This window comes from Streptomyces sp. NPDC001220, assembly GCF_053597895.1.
The window spans coordinates 249723-263574 of the sequence record NZ_JBSFJE010000013.1 but is presented as its reverse complement, the minus strand read 5'-3'; the positions used below and the strand labels follow the sequence as shown (position 1 = coordinate 263574).

General features: G+C 73.9%; 12 protein-coding genes. 5 read left to right on the top strand and 7 right to left on the bottom strand.

Going from position 1 to position 13852, the window contains the following annotated elements; genetic code table 11:
• Nucleotides 1–8: 8 nt before the first annotated feature.
• From ACWDGI_RS29880 to ACWDGI_RS29870, 3 genes are read right to left on the bottom strand one after another with little or no spacing between them, the layout of a single operon-like run.
• On the bottom strand, nucleotides 9–461 hold the full coding sequence (locus ACWDGI_RS29880; protein ID WP_450764207.1) for a hypothetical protein: 453 nt from the start codon (nucleotides 459–461) through the stop codon (nucleotides 9–11).
• Nucleotides 458–1462: a metallophosphoesterase family protein gene (locus tag ACWDGI_RS29875; RefSeq protein ID WP_450764205.1), complete on the bottom strand. Its 1005-nt coding sequence runs from the start codon at nucleotides 1460–1462 to the stop codon at nucleotides 458–460. The genes ACWDGI_RS29880 and ACWDGI_RS29875 overlap by 4 nt, the downstream gene beginning before the upstream one ends.
• Nucleotides 1459–1755 (bottom strand): plastocyanin/azurin family copper-binding protein, encoded by a 297-nt coding sequence (locus tag ACWDGI_RS29870; RefSeq protein ID WP_450764203.1) that lies wholly within the window; start codon nucleotides 1753–1755, stop codon nucleotides 1459–1461. The genes ACWDGI_RS29875 and ACWDGI_RS29870 overlap by 4 nt, the downstream gene beginning before the upstream one ends.
• Nucleotides 1756–2371: 616 nt before the next feature.
• On the opposite strand from ACWDGI_RS29870, the gene ACWDGI_RS29865 reads away from it, so the two are divergent.
• From ACWDGI_RS29865 to ACWDGI_RS29850, 4 genes are all read left to right on the top strand, one after another.
• Nucleotides 2372–2974, top strand: a complete 603-nt coding sequence (locus ACWDGI_RS29865; RefSeq protein WP_450764201.1) for a sigma-70 family RNA polymerase sigma factor — start codon at nucleotides 2372–2374, stop codon at nucleotides 2972–2974.
• Nucleotides 2975–2999: 25 nt separating this feature from the next.
• Entirely contained in the window at nucleotides 3000–3788 is a 789-nt protein-coding gene (locus ACWDGI_RS29860) for a zf-HC2 domain-containing protein (protein WP_450764199.1), read from the top strand.
• Between the two features lie 318 nt (nucleotides 3789–4106).
• A complete protein-coding gene (locus ACWDGI_RS29855) occupies nucleotides 4107–4535 on the top strand; it encodes an ATP-binding protein (protein WP_450764197.1) in 429 nt (142 codons plus the stop codon).
• Nucleotides 4532–4993 carry a hypothetical protein gene (locus ACWDGI_RS29850; RefSeq protein WP_450764196.1) on the top strand — a complete coding sequence of 154 codons (462 nt, stop codon included), beginning with the start codon at nucleotides 4532–4534 and terminating at the stop codon, nucleotides 4991–4993. The genes ACWDGI_RS29855 and ACWDGI_RS29850 overlap by 4 nt, the downstream gene beginning before the upstream one ends.
• A 52-nt stretch (nucleotides 4994–5045) precedes the next feature.
• Here ACWDGI_RS29850 and ACWDGI_RS29845 read toward each other — a convergent pair whose 3' ends face one another.
• Nucleotides 5046–5786 (bottom strand): class I SAM-dependent DNA methyltransferase, encoded by a 741-nt coding sequence (locus ACWDGI_RS29845; RefSeq protein WP_450764194.1) that lies wholly within the window; start codon nucleotides 5784–5786, stop codon nucleotides 5046–5048.
• Between the two features lie 176 nt (nucleotides 5787–5962).
• Here ACWDGI_RS29845 and ACWDGI_RS29840 point away from each other — a divergent pair, with 176 nt between their 5' ends.
• On the top strand, nucleotides 5963–7222 hold the full coding sequence (locus ACWDGI_RS29840; protein WP_450764192.1) for a DUF4241 domain-containing protein: 1260 nt from the start codon (nucleotides 5963–5965) through the stop codon (nucleotides 7220–7222).
• A gap of 8 nt (nucleotides 7223–7230) precedes the next feature.
• Here ACWDGI_RS29840 and ACWDGI_RS29835 read toward each other — a convergent pair whose 3' ends face one another.
• The 3 genes from ACWDGI_RS29835 to ACWDGI_RS29825 all read right to left on the bottom strand — a co-directional run bounded on the left by ACWDGI_RS29835 (nucleotide 7231) and on the right by ACWDGI_RS29825 (nucleotide 13852).
• Nucleotides 7231–8136, bottom strand: a complete 906-nt coding sequence (locus ACWDGI_RS29835; RefSeq protein WP_450764190.1) for a LuxR C-terminal-related transcriptional regulator — start codon at nucleotides 8134–8136, stop codon at nucleotides 7231–7233.
• Nucleotides 8137–8294: 158 nt separating this feature from the next.
• Nucleotides 8295–10373 (bottom strand): hypothetical protein, encoded by a 2079-nt coding sequence (locus ACWDGI_RS29830; protein ID WP_450764188.1) that lies wholly within the window; start codon nucleotides 10371–10373, stop codon nucleotides 8295–8297.
• Nucleotides 10370–13852 carry a vWA domain-containing protein gene (locus ACWDGI_RS29825; protein ID WP_450764186.1) on the bottom strand — a complete coding sequence of 1161 codons (3483 nt, stop codon included), beginning with the start codon at nucleotides 13850–13852 and terminating at the stop codon, nucleotides 10370–10372. The genes ACWDGI_RS29830 and ACWDGI_RS29825 overlap by 4 nt, the downstream gene beginning before the upstream one ends.

Below are 13852 nucleotides of genomic sequence, written 5' to 3'. Positions count from 1 at the left end.
TGGTTTCGTCACTTGGGCGGTGTGTGGAGGGTGACCCGGTCCCAGACCGGTGGCCTGAGGGGAGGCCGGGCAGCACGGCGCCGCCTGGTCACGCTCGCCTGCCGGACGGCGAGGAGCAGCAGGGTCCCGGTTTCGGCCAGGAGACTGAGCAGGGCCTGTGGGGCGGGCTGCAGACCGTGTTCGGTGAATCCGAAGACGCCCACGGTTCGTGAGGCGGCGAATCCGCCGAGGGCGCCCAGCGCCACGCCGCCGGCGGCGACCGTCAGCAGCGGCGGCATCCCGATCAGCAGCAGGACGGCGACCGCGAAGGACACGCTCGCCTGGACCAGGAACAGGGGACCGATGACGCGGATGAAGCGGTACCCGTCGGCGTAGAGCCGGGCGTGGACGTATCCGCTCGTGGCGAGCGTGGCGGCGGTCGCCACCCGCAGGGCCGGGTCGAGGAGTCTTCCGGGTGTCATGTCAGCCTCTCATCCTTGATCGCCAGCTCCCGGTCGCCCCGGCGGTAGCCGACGGTGCGAATGCCGAGTGCGTCCTTGAGCTGTCGGGCGGGGACGACCTGAGGGGCGGGGGCGGGAGCCCGGCCGGGCTTCGGCAGCGGGTAGGCCGTGGTGGTGGCGGAGTGGAAGGTGATGTTGCCGTCCGTCTTCGTGAACAGCTGGTGGACGTGCCCGTTGAGACAGGTGACGGAGGAGAAGCGCCGCAGCAACGCGATGACCTGCAACGCGTCGTCCGTGCTCCAGCCCCACCGCGGGTACATGGCGAACAGCGGGATGTGGCTGAAGACCACGATGGGTGTGTCCGACGGCAGCCCCTTGAGGTCCTTGCGCACGAACTCGATCTGTTCGTGGCCCAGATGACCGAGCTTCTCCGGGCTCAGGGTGTTGACCAGGGCGATGAAGTGCACGCCGTGGGTGTCGAAGCTGTACCAGCCGTCGCCGAGCGTGCCCTTGCCGAAGGTCCGCCGGTAGGCGCGGCCCGCATCGCCGATGGAGTCGTGCTCGCCGGGCACGGTGAAGACACAGTCGGTCTCCATGCCGGTCATCATCTGTCTGACCTGGTCGAACTGTGCTGCCGTGGAAAGGTGGGTGAGGTCGCCGCTGTGCATGACGAAGTCGGGCCGGAAACCGAGCGAGTTGACCTGGTGGATCGCTTCGGTGAAGGAGCCGGCCACGTCCGTGTTCGCCGGACCCTGGAAGCCGATGTGGCTGTCGGAGACCTGCACGAATCGCAGTGCGCCGTTCGCCGTCGTGGCGAGTGCCGCCGGAGCGGCCCCTGCGGCGGTGTCCCGGGAGCCGGCGATGTGGCTGACCACCTCGCCACCGGCCACGGTCAGCACGACGGCCCCGCCGAACCATCCCGCATGCCGGAGGAGTTGGCGCCGGGACATGTCGTGTTCCCGGGCGGGCTGCTCGGCGCCGCCGGTCGGTGCTTCCTGGTGAGGGTCGAGGTACTCGGTCATCGGGTCACCTCCACGGTGGCGGTCATGAACGGATGGATGGTGCAGAGGTAGGCGTAGGTGCCGGGTCGGGTGAACCGGTAGCTGTAGGCGCCGTGGGTGGTCAGGGCGGCCGAATGCAACGGGCCGCCCGTTCCGGAGCTGGTGACGGTGTGGGGGTCGGTGTCCTGGTTGGTCCAGGTCACCGTCGTGCCCGCTTTGACCTTCACGGTGGCCGGGGAGAACGCGAAGTTCTTGATCGCTACGGCGTCCCCGGCCACCGGCTCGGTCGGCGTCCCGGTGCTCGGGGGGCTCATGGGCATGCGCATGTTGGGCATGGGTGCGGCGCCGCGAGCGGAGCGTGCGGCGCTTTCCGGGCCGGAGGCGCCGGGCATCCCGGCCGTCCGATGCTGGCCCTGCCCCGGCGTGACGGCGCCGGCGCCGGTGGGTGAGGAATGCGGCGACTGGCCGCACGCGCTCAGGAGCCCCAGCGCGCCGGCGGTGGCGGCGGAGGCGACGGCAAGCCCGGCCGCGGTGCGTGACCGCCGGCCTGGTGTACGAAGGTACGGGTACATGCTGTTCGTTCCTCGTGATCGGTTGAGTTGGGCGATAGGCCGACCGAGTGCGCGGACGAAGCGAAGTCTCGGGCGGTAGGCGGCAGTTCCCTGTCCGAGGGCCGGGATCGGCCTGAGGTGCGGGCAAGGCGTACCGCGTACGTCGGCTCTTGTGTGACTCCACGGGCGGCGGGAGCGAACGGTTCGGTCGGTTCGCACCTTTTTGTGGTGTTTTCTGCTGGTGCTTTCGTGGGGCCGCCGCGGGCTGGTCGGGCCTCCGGTGTCCCGCACGCGTGAGCCTGGTAGTGCTCACGGAGAGTGATCGCGACGATGCGGTGCATCACAGGACAAAGGCGTAAGTGTGCGCGACGATCGTCTTATGTCCTGGCGTTCCCGAAAACGTGGCCCGAGGACCGATCCGGATCGCTCCGCGGACCGTGTCTCTGGTACAGGGACACTTTCGACCACGGACGAGGAACTGCTGCGCACCCTGTATGTCGAGCACGCGGGGCCACTGCTCCACTACGCGCTTCGGCTGACCTCGGGTGACCGGCAATGGGCGGAGGACGTCGTGCAGGAGACGTTGCTGCGGGCATGGCAGCATCCCGACGCGTTCGAGCCCGCGCGGGGCCCGGCCCGGGCGTGGCTGTGCACGGTCGCCCGGCACCTGGTCATCGACGCCCACCGGGCCCGGCAGGCCAGGCCGGCCGAGGTCGGCGGCGAGGCGCTCGACCGGGCCGCGGAGCAGGCGCCGGGCGAGGACGAGATCGAGCAGGCGCTGCAGAGCTGGGCGGTGGCCGACGCCCTCCGGGCGCTGTCCCCGGACCATCGCGCCGTCCTGTTGGAGACCTACTACCGGGGCCGGACCATGGCGGAGGCCGCGCAGGTGCTGGGCATCCCGCTCGGCACCGTGAAGTCGCGGACGTACTACGCCCTGCACGCCCTGCGGCTGGCGCTGCGGGAACGGGGCATCGAGCCATGACCACGCCGTGCGGGAGGTGGCGACCATGAGTGCGGAGCGCGACGCCCTCCGGCTGGCGCTGGGAGGGTACGTCCTGGGCACGCTGCCGCCGGCTGAGATGGAACAGGTGCGTGACCATCTCGCGGAGTGCGCCGAGTGCCGGGCGGAACACGCACAGTTGGCGGGACTGCCCGCACTGCTGGCGACGGTGACCGCGACCGAAGCCGCGGGCCGGACGGTGCCGGCCGCCGATGAGGACCTGGCGGGCCGGCTGGTGGCGCGGGCGGCCGAGAGCGCGCAGGGCACCCTGCCCGCGCGGCCTGCCCCGACGGGGGTGCCGCCGGCGCGCGAGGCGGGGGTGCTGGAGAGGCTGCTGCGGCAGGCCGCGGCCCGGCGCCGCAGGACGTGGCGGCTGCAGTTGGCGGGCGCCGCCGCCTCCCTGATGCTCATGGCGGGAGCGGCCGTCGGCACCTGGTTGGCGACCGCCGGGTCCCTGAGCAGTGAGGCGAGGCAGCCGGGACCGACCGCGACCGCTCCCGTGCGCACCTTCTCCGGAAACGATCCCAGCACCGGCGTCACCGCCTCGGTGAAGGTCTCCCCCTCTGCCTGGGGCAGCGTCCTGCTGGTCTCCGCCAAGGGGGCGCCGGCCGGGATCACCTGCCGGCTGCAGGCGGTCGGGCACGGCGGGGTCAGGGCGGACGGCGCCACCTGGCGGGCGGGCGAATACCCCCCTGGCACCACGGTCCCAGGTGCGGTCCCCATGGCTCCGAGTGCCATCGAGCACTTCGAGATCGTCGCCGGCGACGGTCAGAAGCTCGTCACGATCCGGGCGTGAGGTCGCGAGGGGTCTCACGCCCCTGGGCCTGCTCGACGCGTCGGTGTCCAGTCGGGGGACAGGTCTGTCCGTCCCCGGCCGCCCGACGATCCGTGTGTCTTCCGCCGGCCCTGCCCTGACAGGAAATACGTCACAAAAGGTGCGAACTACTCGAACCGATCGGCATGCGTCGTCCGTGGAACTGAATGAACGCTTCTCTACAGGATCCGGCATACCGACCGCTCATCGAATGTCTCGGCGGTCTCCCACGATCCGGTCTCCCATATTCCGGTCTCCCACATTCCGGTCTCCGTACATCCACGGAAGAGTCAGAAGACCATGTCTGTAACCGATTCGCCCCGACTGACCTCACTGCTCTCCCCGCTCTGCCGCCGCGAGGCACTGCTCACCCTGCCCGCGCAGGAGGCGCACGTTCCCGCCGCTCGGCACTTCGCGGCCGACCTGCTGGAGACCTGGAGCGTTCCCGAGAGCGAGCGGGACTCCGCCGTTCTCATCGTCGACGAACTCGCGGCCAACGCCGCCCGGTACGGCCGCGAGCGCATGACCCTGCTGCTCATGCTCGACCTCGGCACCCTGCACATCGTGGTCAGCGACTCCGGCACCGCCGTGGAGCGCCCCCGCCCCGACATCGCCCCGGACGAGCACGGCCGCGGCACCGGCATCGTCCAGTGCCTCGCGGAGTCGACCGAGATCCACCAGACGCGCAGCGGCCGCGAGGTCCGCGCCTGCCTGAGGTGTTCGGCATGACCGCCCCCGCACGCCATGGCGTCGGCCCCGGCGTACCGGACGAGAGCGTCACCCGGGGCGCCGGCGAGGGGATCGGCGCTCCGGCCCCGCACGAGGCGTACGCGAACGCGCCCGACCTGCGCCGCGAAATGCACCAGGTGCTTGCCCTCGGGGCCGAGCGCGACGGCCGTCAGGCCAGGACCGTCGCCGGGCCGCCGGCCGACGCAGCGGTCGCCGAACGCGTCTGGCTGTTGCGCCGGGCGGCCCTCATGGACCGTATGGCCCTGCAGAGCTCCGACCCCGGGCCGGCCGGCGCCGCCGCACAGACCGCCGGACAACTCGTGGCGCACGACCGGCGCCGGCCCGACCTGGTGGCCGGGCCGCACCTGCCCGACGCGGTCACACCAGGCCTCGGCCGCCGCCGTTACGTCCGCCAGGAATACGCAGCCTGGACGTCCGCCGGGCGGCCCGGCACCTGAAGCCGGCCCGACCCGTCAGGGCCCCAGGGCTGAACAGCCCCCCCGCCGCCGGCTACCCGGGCCTGCGCCACACGGAGATGTGCTTCGTCGAGTCCTGGGCGAACGGGGAACCGTCCCAGTCCGCGACGCGCCGCTCCGGTTCGAGCCCCGCGATCCTGGCCATCAGGTCCAGCTCGGCCGGCCACGCGTACCGGTGCCGGGAGTCGTCACGGCGGTAGCGGCCGTCCTCGCCGTCGCGGGTGAGGTGGTGCGAGACGAGGATCTGCTCGACCAGGTCGAAGGTGTCGAAACCGATGTGCCCCGGGGACACGTCGAACGGCACCGCCACCTGGCCGGGCGGCAACAGCCGCAGCGGCGGCACCCCCAACTCGATCACGAACCGGCCGCCGGGCGCCAGATGCCGGGCCGCGTTGCGGAAGCACTCGACCTGCTCGTCCTGCGTGAGCAGGTTCGAGATCGTGTTGTAGACGAGGTAGACCAGGGTGAACTCGCCGGGCACGGTGGTCGTCGCCATGTCCCCGACCACCACCGGCAGGGTCTCGGCGTCGACCTTGCGGCGCAACGCGGCCGCCATGTGCTCGGAGAACTCGATGCCCACCACGGGCACCCCACGCTCCCGGAGCGGCACCCCCACCCGGCCGGTTCCGATGGCGAACTCCAACGCCCTCCCCTCTCCGGCGAGTTCGGCGAGGAACTCGACGGTCGGCCCGAGCACGGCCGCCGAGGTCATCTCGGTCTCCTCCGCGTCGTAGCGGTCGGCCTCGGCGCGGCTCCACAGCTCACTGCTCGTCATGGGCGGCCACTCTGCCGGGGCGCCGGAACCGCCGTCCACGCAATTTCACGGCTTCGATTCCCGCCGATTCGCTCGCATTCCATCGCATTCCCTTGAGCCCCGCGTTGTCGGTGGCGGCCGGTACGGTCTTTCCACAGGGGCCGCACGGACGGATCACGGCAGATCGGGTGGGGGACATGACCACGGTGGACATCTCGTACGCGCAGGGCTGGGACGCCGGGACCCGCCGCCCGTACCGGCCGCTCTCGGCGGCGGGGGCACGGCGACGCGACGACGAGGGTGAACCGTATGTGGTGATCCACCATGAGCCGGGACGCGCCGAGCCCGTGGCGGTGTACCTCGTGGCCTGGTCCGACCTCCATGTCGGGCACTGGATGTACGACGAACTGGGGCGCCGCACCCGCGAGTTCGACCTGCGGCTGCTGGAGCCGGGCCGGCTGTTCATGCGGCAGGTCGTGGAACGGCGCTACGCCACACCGGACCAGCCCGACCGGGCCCGCGACGCCTGGCGGACCACGCTGAACCTGACGCCCGGCGGCCGGGCGCAGTACATCGTCGAGGAACAGGGCGACACCGGCTCGTCCCGGCACGGCTGGAAGGAGTTGCCGGAAGCGCAGTGGTGGATCCCCCGGGAGGCCTTCGGTGTCGGTACGGCCGACGGCCAGGACGAGTCGATGGCTTCCGATCCGGGCGAGACCCCGGCTTCCGATCCGGACGAGTCCGGCGACGGACAGGAGCCGCCGGCATCCCTGTGGAGAGCGCCCCGGCCGTACCGGCCGGAGTTCGATGTGCAGGAACTCCTCCGGCCGGGCAACCGGTTCGCCGGCGACACCTTCGTCACCGAGAAGGAGGGCGAGCTGACCGTCGACCGGGTCGAGGAGATCACCACCCTCCGGGTGCCGAGCGGCCGCCTGGTGGTCGCCGACCCCCTGACGGGCACCCCCAGGGAACTCACCGAGCGCATCCCGCCCGGCGAGTATCGCCTGCAGACGGCTGTCCTCGTAGGCGAGGGCGACTACTACGGTGAACCCTTCCCAGTGTCGGAAGAACCCCTGATACGACTGCTGATCTCCGACGAACCGGCGGTCACCTGGGAGTTGGGGCTCGCGGCGGGAGAGGACCCCCGGCTGCTGCTGGACGGCCACGCCTACGGATTCGGCACCGACGCGGCGCAGGGCTCCTTCGCCGACGCCGCCGGCTGGGAGACACTGGCCGGGACCTTCCGGCGCTACATCGACGGGGACGGCGACGACGGCGTCGAGGAGGTCAGGGACGGCGCCCTGCGGGTCACCGACGAGAAGACCGGCGGCGACCTGGTCACCTTCTGCACCGACGGCGACGGCAGCCGGCCGGTGTGGCTGGGCCGGGGGGCCTCCGGTGACGTGGTCGCCGTCGTCGTGGTCACCGGCCGGCTCTCGGACTACCGGCCGTTGTGAGTCCCCGGCTACCGGTCGTTGTGATCCTCCGGCGGCCGCCCACTGCCCTTCGGGCGCCCACTGCCCGGTGACGGTCCGCGGCCCGGCGCACGCCCGTGGCCCGGCGCACGCCTTCTGCCCGCCGACCGGTCGGGGGCGGGCACCAGGCCCAGGCGCTGGGCGTGCAGGACGGTGCTGAGACGGTCGCGGGTGCCCAGTTTGCGGTAGATGTTCTCGACGTGCTTGTGCACCGTGCGAGCCGAAATGCCCAGCCGCCGGCCGATCGCGTCCGCCGTCAGGGCGTCGGTGAGCAGCAGCAGTACGGTGAGTTCACGGGGCGTCAGCGCGCAGTCCGCCGCGCGTTCCTCCGGTTCGCCGGCCGTCGCGGCCGACCGGCGCCATTGTTCGAGCAGTTGGCGCTGCTGCTCGACGGCGGCCAGCAGCGGCTGGGCGCGCTCGGCGGTCCGTAGGTGGTCCTCGGTGAAGTCCGCACCGGAGCGGTAGACCAGGCAGCCGGTGATCGGCGTGACCGTGCCGGGCAGCGGGAGCGCCAGGACCTGGTCCAGGTCCAGAGCCCGGCCGAGGACCTGTGCGGTCTCGCTCGCCGTCCAGGCCTTGCCCGCGAGCCGACGGGCCGTGACGGGGACACGCCCGAGGCCGCCCGCGTAGTGGTGGGCGAACGGGTAGCCCGAGCGCAGCACGCCCAGCTCCCGGTGGCCCAGCCGGCCCAACTCGGCGGCCGCGGCTGCCGACATACCGAGGGTGCCCTCGCCCTCGTTCCAGTCGTCCAGCTTGTAGATCAACGTCTCGCCGCCGCACAGGTCGGTCACCGCGTCGGCGAGCAGCGGCCACAGCCGTTCGGGCTCGCGCTCGTTCAACGCGGCCACGGCCAGCCCGGTGAGGCGTTCGTAGGCCCCCTCCAGCCCCAGTAACACGTGTTCCTCTCTGCCCGCGCCCTACGCAGTTATACGCATACCCATGCGACAGCCCGCTGCCGCATGCTTCAACCGGGCACCGGGACCGGGTTCGACGACTCCGGTCGTGCGGGCCGCCGGCACGGGGGAGTGGCGGCCCGCACCGGTCGTCGGCCCGGTCACCCGCCCCAGGCCGCGGCGCACAGCACACGGTCGACCTCGTCCGCGTAGCGCGCCGCGGTCAGCCAGGCCCGCGCGAACCGGCCCGGGTCCGCCGGCAGCAGGCGACCGAAGACGTCGCGCGAGCGTTCCGCCGCGGCCGCGAGCAACTCGTCGAGGATATCCCCGGCCGTGGCGAGACCGTGCCGGTGCAGCCGGCGGGTGTCCGCCGCCGTGTTCCCCGGGAAGGCCAGCACACGCCGGCCGCCCGAAGCCGCCTGCTCGACCCGGCGGTGCAGCAGGTGCAGAGGTGCCTCCTCGGCCGTGGGCACGGCGGTGGCCTGCGCCGGAGCCGGCAGATCCGCGTGCTGGAGCCGGTCCAGGCCCACGTCGACACGGTTCCCGGCGAGCGTCGGGTGCTCGGTCGCGAGGAGCTGCGCGCGGGCGTGCGGGGCCGCCACCAGACGCGCGATCACGCGCAGCCGGCCGCCCCGGGCGGCGGACAGCAACCGCAGGTTGTGGCGGTGCGGGAGCGCCGGATGGTCGTGCGCCGCCGTCAGCCGCAGCGGCACGCCGCCGCAGTCGGCCAGCAGAGCGTCGCCCGCCGCCTCACCTACCACGCCGGCCGGCGTGACCTCCAGGAACAGCAGATCGTGCCCCCCGCTCAGGGCTCGCCCGACCTGTTCGGCCACCGGCACCGCCCAGAGCCGGTCCAGCGGCTCGGCCCGCCAGTCCGCACCGGACGCGCGCACGGCCCGTACCCCCGCGCCCGCCCCCAGCCGTCCGGTCGGCGACACCGTCGCCCCGGACACCGCGAGTCCCGCCCGCGCCAACTCGCGGTGCGTCAGAGCCGTGTCGCCGATGCGTACGGCGCGGTCGGCGGCGCCCACCGCCCGGCCCGCGCCGCCCGGGGCCACGTCCGAGACCGTGTACAGACGGCCGTCTGCGTCGGCGGTCCAGGTGACGGCACCGGCATGACCGCTCGCGCTCAGCACGGGCTCGGAGAACAGGCCGTACAGCCGCAGCGAACCGTCCGGGGTGTACGGCTGCCGTACGGAGCCGCGCAGCCCGGTCAGTTCCGGACCCGCCGCGAACGGGAGGCGGTGCGCCACGTACAGGGTCTCCGACAGGGCGGCGACCAGGTCGGCGAGCCGGAAAGCCGGGTCGGCCGCGCGGGCCGCACGCAACGCGGTGACCACGGAGACCACCGCCGTGGCCGCCCGGGGGAGCCCGGCGAGGCGCGCGGCGTGCGCGGCGCGCAGCAGCTCCGCCTGGAGCACGGCGCCGGAACCGTCGGTACCGGCGTCGAGCACGGCGGCCCCGGCGTCGAAAACCGCTTCGGCCGCAGCGTGTTGAGGGGGCGTGGCCGATTCCTCGGAGGCGGGAGCGGGGGCCGTCGGTGTGACCGAGTCGGCCCCCGGCTTCCCGGCGCTCCCGGCAGTCTCGGAGACGCCCGCCACCGGCACGTCCGAGGCCGCGTCGGCGCCCTGCGTTGCCACGCCCGCGTCGGTTCCCTGCGTTGCCACGCCCGCGTCGAGGTCGTGCGTTGCCACGCCCGCGTCGGTTCCCTGCGTTGCCACGCCCGCGTCGGTTCCCTGAGTTGCCACGGCCGAGTCGGCGACTGGCGTCGCCACGCCCGCGTCGGCGACTGGCGTCGCCACGCCCGCGTCGGCGCCCCGTGCTGCCACGCTCGCGTCGGCGCCCGGCACTGCCGCAACGGAGTCGGCCCCCGGCCCCGGGACTGCCGGAAGCGATTCGGTGTTCTGTGCTGCCATGCCGGCGTCGGCCGTCGGGGCGGGCGCGGCAGGGTCCGCCACCGGGGCCGCCGAAGCCGCCGCCGCACGGTGCAGGCAGTCCGGGGCCAGCAGACAGCCGCAGCGGATGGCCGTCGCGTCGGCCACGACGCCCTCGGGGGCGTGCAGTTCGAGCACCGAGCCCTCGTCGTCGACGGTGACGCGTACGGTGTCGCCGTCCCGGACCACTGGGCGGGCCGCCAGCTTGGCGATGCCCGCGTCCAGCCGTTTGCGCAGCCGGGGCGAGAGGGCCGTCACCAGGTCGGCTGTCACCGCCGGGGCGACCGGGGGCAGTTCGAGGCTCATGCGATCTTCTCCCCTACCCAGCGGGCGAGTTCGAGGGGGCTGAGGGCGGCGACCGGCATCCCGGCGGCCACCAGCTGTCCGGCGATCCCGGTGGAGTACCGGGGGCGCCCCGAGTCGTCGAGGCCGGCGCAGCCCAGCACCTGACAGCCCGCGCCGACCAGTGCCCTGACCTCGGCGAGCAGCCCGCCGACCGGATAGCCCTCCTCGAAGTCGCTGACCACGACGACGAGCGTCCGGGACGGCACCGTCACCAGCTCACGCGCGTGCCGCAGCCCGGCCGCGATATGGGTGCCGCCGCCCACACTGACCTCGAGCAGCAGTGCCAGCGGGTCCTCGACATGGTCGGTGAGGTCGATGACCTCGGTGGAGAACGCCAGGAAGTGCGTGGACAGGGTCGGCACACCGGCCAGCACCGAGGCGGTGAGCGCCGCCCAGACGGTGGATGCCTCCATGGACCCCGACACGTCGGTGACCAGGACCAGCCGCCAGTCGGCGGCGCGCCGGGCCCGGGTCCGGAAGACCGGGCGCTCCGGGATCACCTGGACCGTGCCGTCGGCCGCCCGGCGGGCGGTGGCCAGGTTGGCCCGCAGCGTCCGGGGCAGGTCGAGGCCGCCGCCCGGACGCCTGCTGGGTCGAGGCACCGTCGTACCGTGCAACGCGGGACGCAACCGCGTGGCCAGCTCCCGGGTCAGCGCGTCGACCAGGCGTCGTACCAGCGGGCGCAGTGCGGCCAGCCGGGCCTCCGGCAGCCCGCCCGCGTGCCGCAGTACCGAGCGCAGCAGGTCCACGGAGGGGCGCACGCTGTCCGGATCCAGCTCGGCCAGCACGTCCTGACGGCCGGTCGCGGCGGCCGCCGCCAGCACCTCCTCCCGGACGCCCGGCCCGAACAGCGCCGCCAGTTCCTCCGACCATTCCCGCACCCCGGGATACGGCGCCTCGCGCCCGCCGCCGCCCCCGCCCCCGAGGTCGCCCCGGCTGCCCTCGCCGCGCCCGCTGCCGTACAACTCGTCCAGCGCGGTCGCCAAGGCGCGTGCCCGCTGGGGAAGTCGATCGGTGCGGCGGCCGAGCAGCAGGCGCCAGCGATCGGCGGGGTCCAGCCGATGGTCCGCCGGGAGCGCGGGAGCGGTGCCGGGCTCGGCCTCCGTCCGTTCCCGGCGCGGCGGCAACAGGCCCAGCGTGCGCAGGGCTTCGCGGGCGGCGAGATCCGCGCGGGTCCAGGTGGCCAGCGCCGCCGGGTCGATCGTGCCGGTGTCGGCCACCCGGTCGGTGCCCAGACGCTCCTCGACACCGGCCAGGAGACGGCCGCGGTCGGCCGGGCTCAGCGTGTCGAAACCGCCGCGCAGGGCCGGCAGCCGATCTAGGAAGTCCCGGTCGGACAGCTCCGACACCCGGCCGACCAGGGGTTCCAACGCCGGGGCCGCCGCCTCCAGCAGCCGCCCGGCGGCCGTCAGGAGCCCCGTCAGCCGGGCGGTGAGCGCGGTCCGGGACTCGGCGTCTACAGCCCCGTCCACCCAGGAGGCGACCCTGCCCCCGAGGGCCCCCGGGTCCTCCTGACCGAGCAGGACACGAACGGCTCCGGCGGCACCCCGCATCAACGGGGACCCGTCGGCGGCCAGCCGGGCCAGCGCGTCGGCCAGCCGGATACCCCCCAACAGATCGGCACGATGCGCGAGTTCGAGCAGGGCGTGAGCGTCGGCCGGGTCCTCGGAACCGGTGAGGCCGTCCACCTGGCGCACCGCGGCGGCGGTCAGCAGCTCGGCCACGGCGACCGTCCGCGCCGCACGGTCCGCGTCGGAGTCGAGACCGGCGACATGACCGGCCCGCAGGCGGTCCAGCAGGGCCAGCCCGCCGAGGAGTTCGGGCAGGGTGCCGGCGTCCGGGAGCACGGCGGCGGTGTCGTCGAGCCGCTCGTCGACCAGGCGGGGCAGACCGCAGTGGGCGGCCTGCTGCAGACCGTCGAGCACCTGCGCCGCCGTGGGGCCGCCCGCCTCGTGCTCCTTGCGGCTCCGCTCGCGCAGCAGCCCCTCGGCCGCCTGGACGAGGGTGACCCCGCGGACCCCGGCGGCCGTCAGCATCGCGGCGGTGGCCGGAGTCCAGCGCACCTCCCAGCGCGAGGTGAGGGCGTCGGCACCGCCGGTACCGGCCACCGGCCTGTGCTCGGCGTACGGCACCGAGCACAACGCCAGGCGGCGCAGCAGCAGTTCGCGGCGCCGGTCGAGGTCCGAGCGCAGGGGATCGAGCCGCAGGTCACGGGCTGGGCCGCGATCTGCCGGGCCGGGCAGGCCGACAGCGGCCAACTCGGACTCCACCGCTGGGGCGAGGCCGCAACGGGGCGCCTGCGGTGCGGGACGGCCGACGCGGGTGCCGACCAGTACGGCCTCCATCGCCCGGGCGACGGCTCGGCCCCGCCCGTAGGGCTCGCCCTGTGCCAGCACGGTCTGTGTCGCCTCGACCAGTTCACCGCGGCCCGCTGCGGGCAGCCCGCGCAGGCGGGCGAGGTCTCCGGCGAGGCGGGTGATCTCCCTGGCGTCGGCCGGGCCCGAGGGGTGGCACTGTTGCCGGAGTGCGGCGCAGACACCGACGGCCGCGCGGGTCAGCGCGTGTTCCAGGGCAGGAGGATCGCCCGCTGTCTCCAGAACCATGTGCTGCCATTCGGGGTCGCGGATGCCGGCGGGGTAGCCGGAGCGCTCGTCCAGAAGGGCGTAGGTGTAGGGGATGAGGGAGGTTGTCCACTCGGGCGCGGCCGGGTGCGGGCCGCTCGCGTCCGGGCGGCGGTAGCCGCACGTCGACTGCAGCCCCGCGCCGCTGAGGGGACGCACCAGTGCCGGAGTGTGGAAGGCGCCGACCACTACGGTCGCTCGCTCACCCTCCTTCGTGGCCTCCGCCAGCCTGGAACGCATCCACTCCTCCCGCCGCAGATCCACCTCCGAGACCGTCGACTCCTCCCGCAGCGCCCACCCTGTCAGCAGCGCCGCCCGGCGCAGTGCCTCCGGTGTCGAACCGGGCGCCGCCGCCTCCACCAGCCGGTCCCAGAGGTCGTCCCCCGGACGCCCCGTCAGCCGGGAGCGCAGGGCATGGGTGAGGTGGCCCGGACCCTGCGCCGCAGCCTCCCTCTCCCGCCATCCCCGGTCCGCCAGGGGCAGATCGCAGGCCACGACCGGCACGCCTCCCCGCGCGGCCCACCGCACCGCCGCCAGCTCCGGGGAGAAGTCCGCGAACGGATAGAACGCCGGGCCGGCGCTGCCGTCGGCCGGTGCCGCCGCCAGGGCCACCGGAGCCCGCGTCTCCTCGTGGGCCAGCCACGGCAGCCAGTCCTGCAGTTCGGCCGGCAGCTCGACGAGCAGCACGTCCGGCTTCGCCGCGTCCAGCAGCGCGGGCAGCGCCGCCGCCAGGGACGGCGCATGGTGCCGTACACCGATCAGGTACGGCCCGGCGGGGTCGGTGAGGGCCGCGAGGGCCGCCTCGGGGGAGTCGGTCAC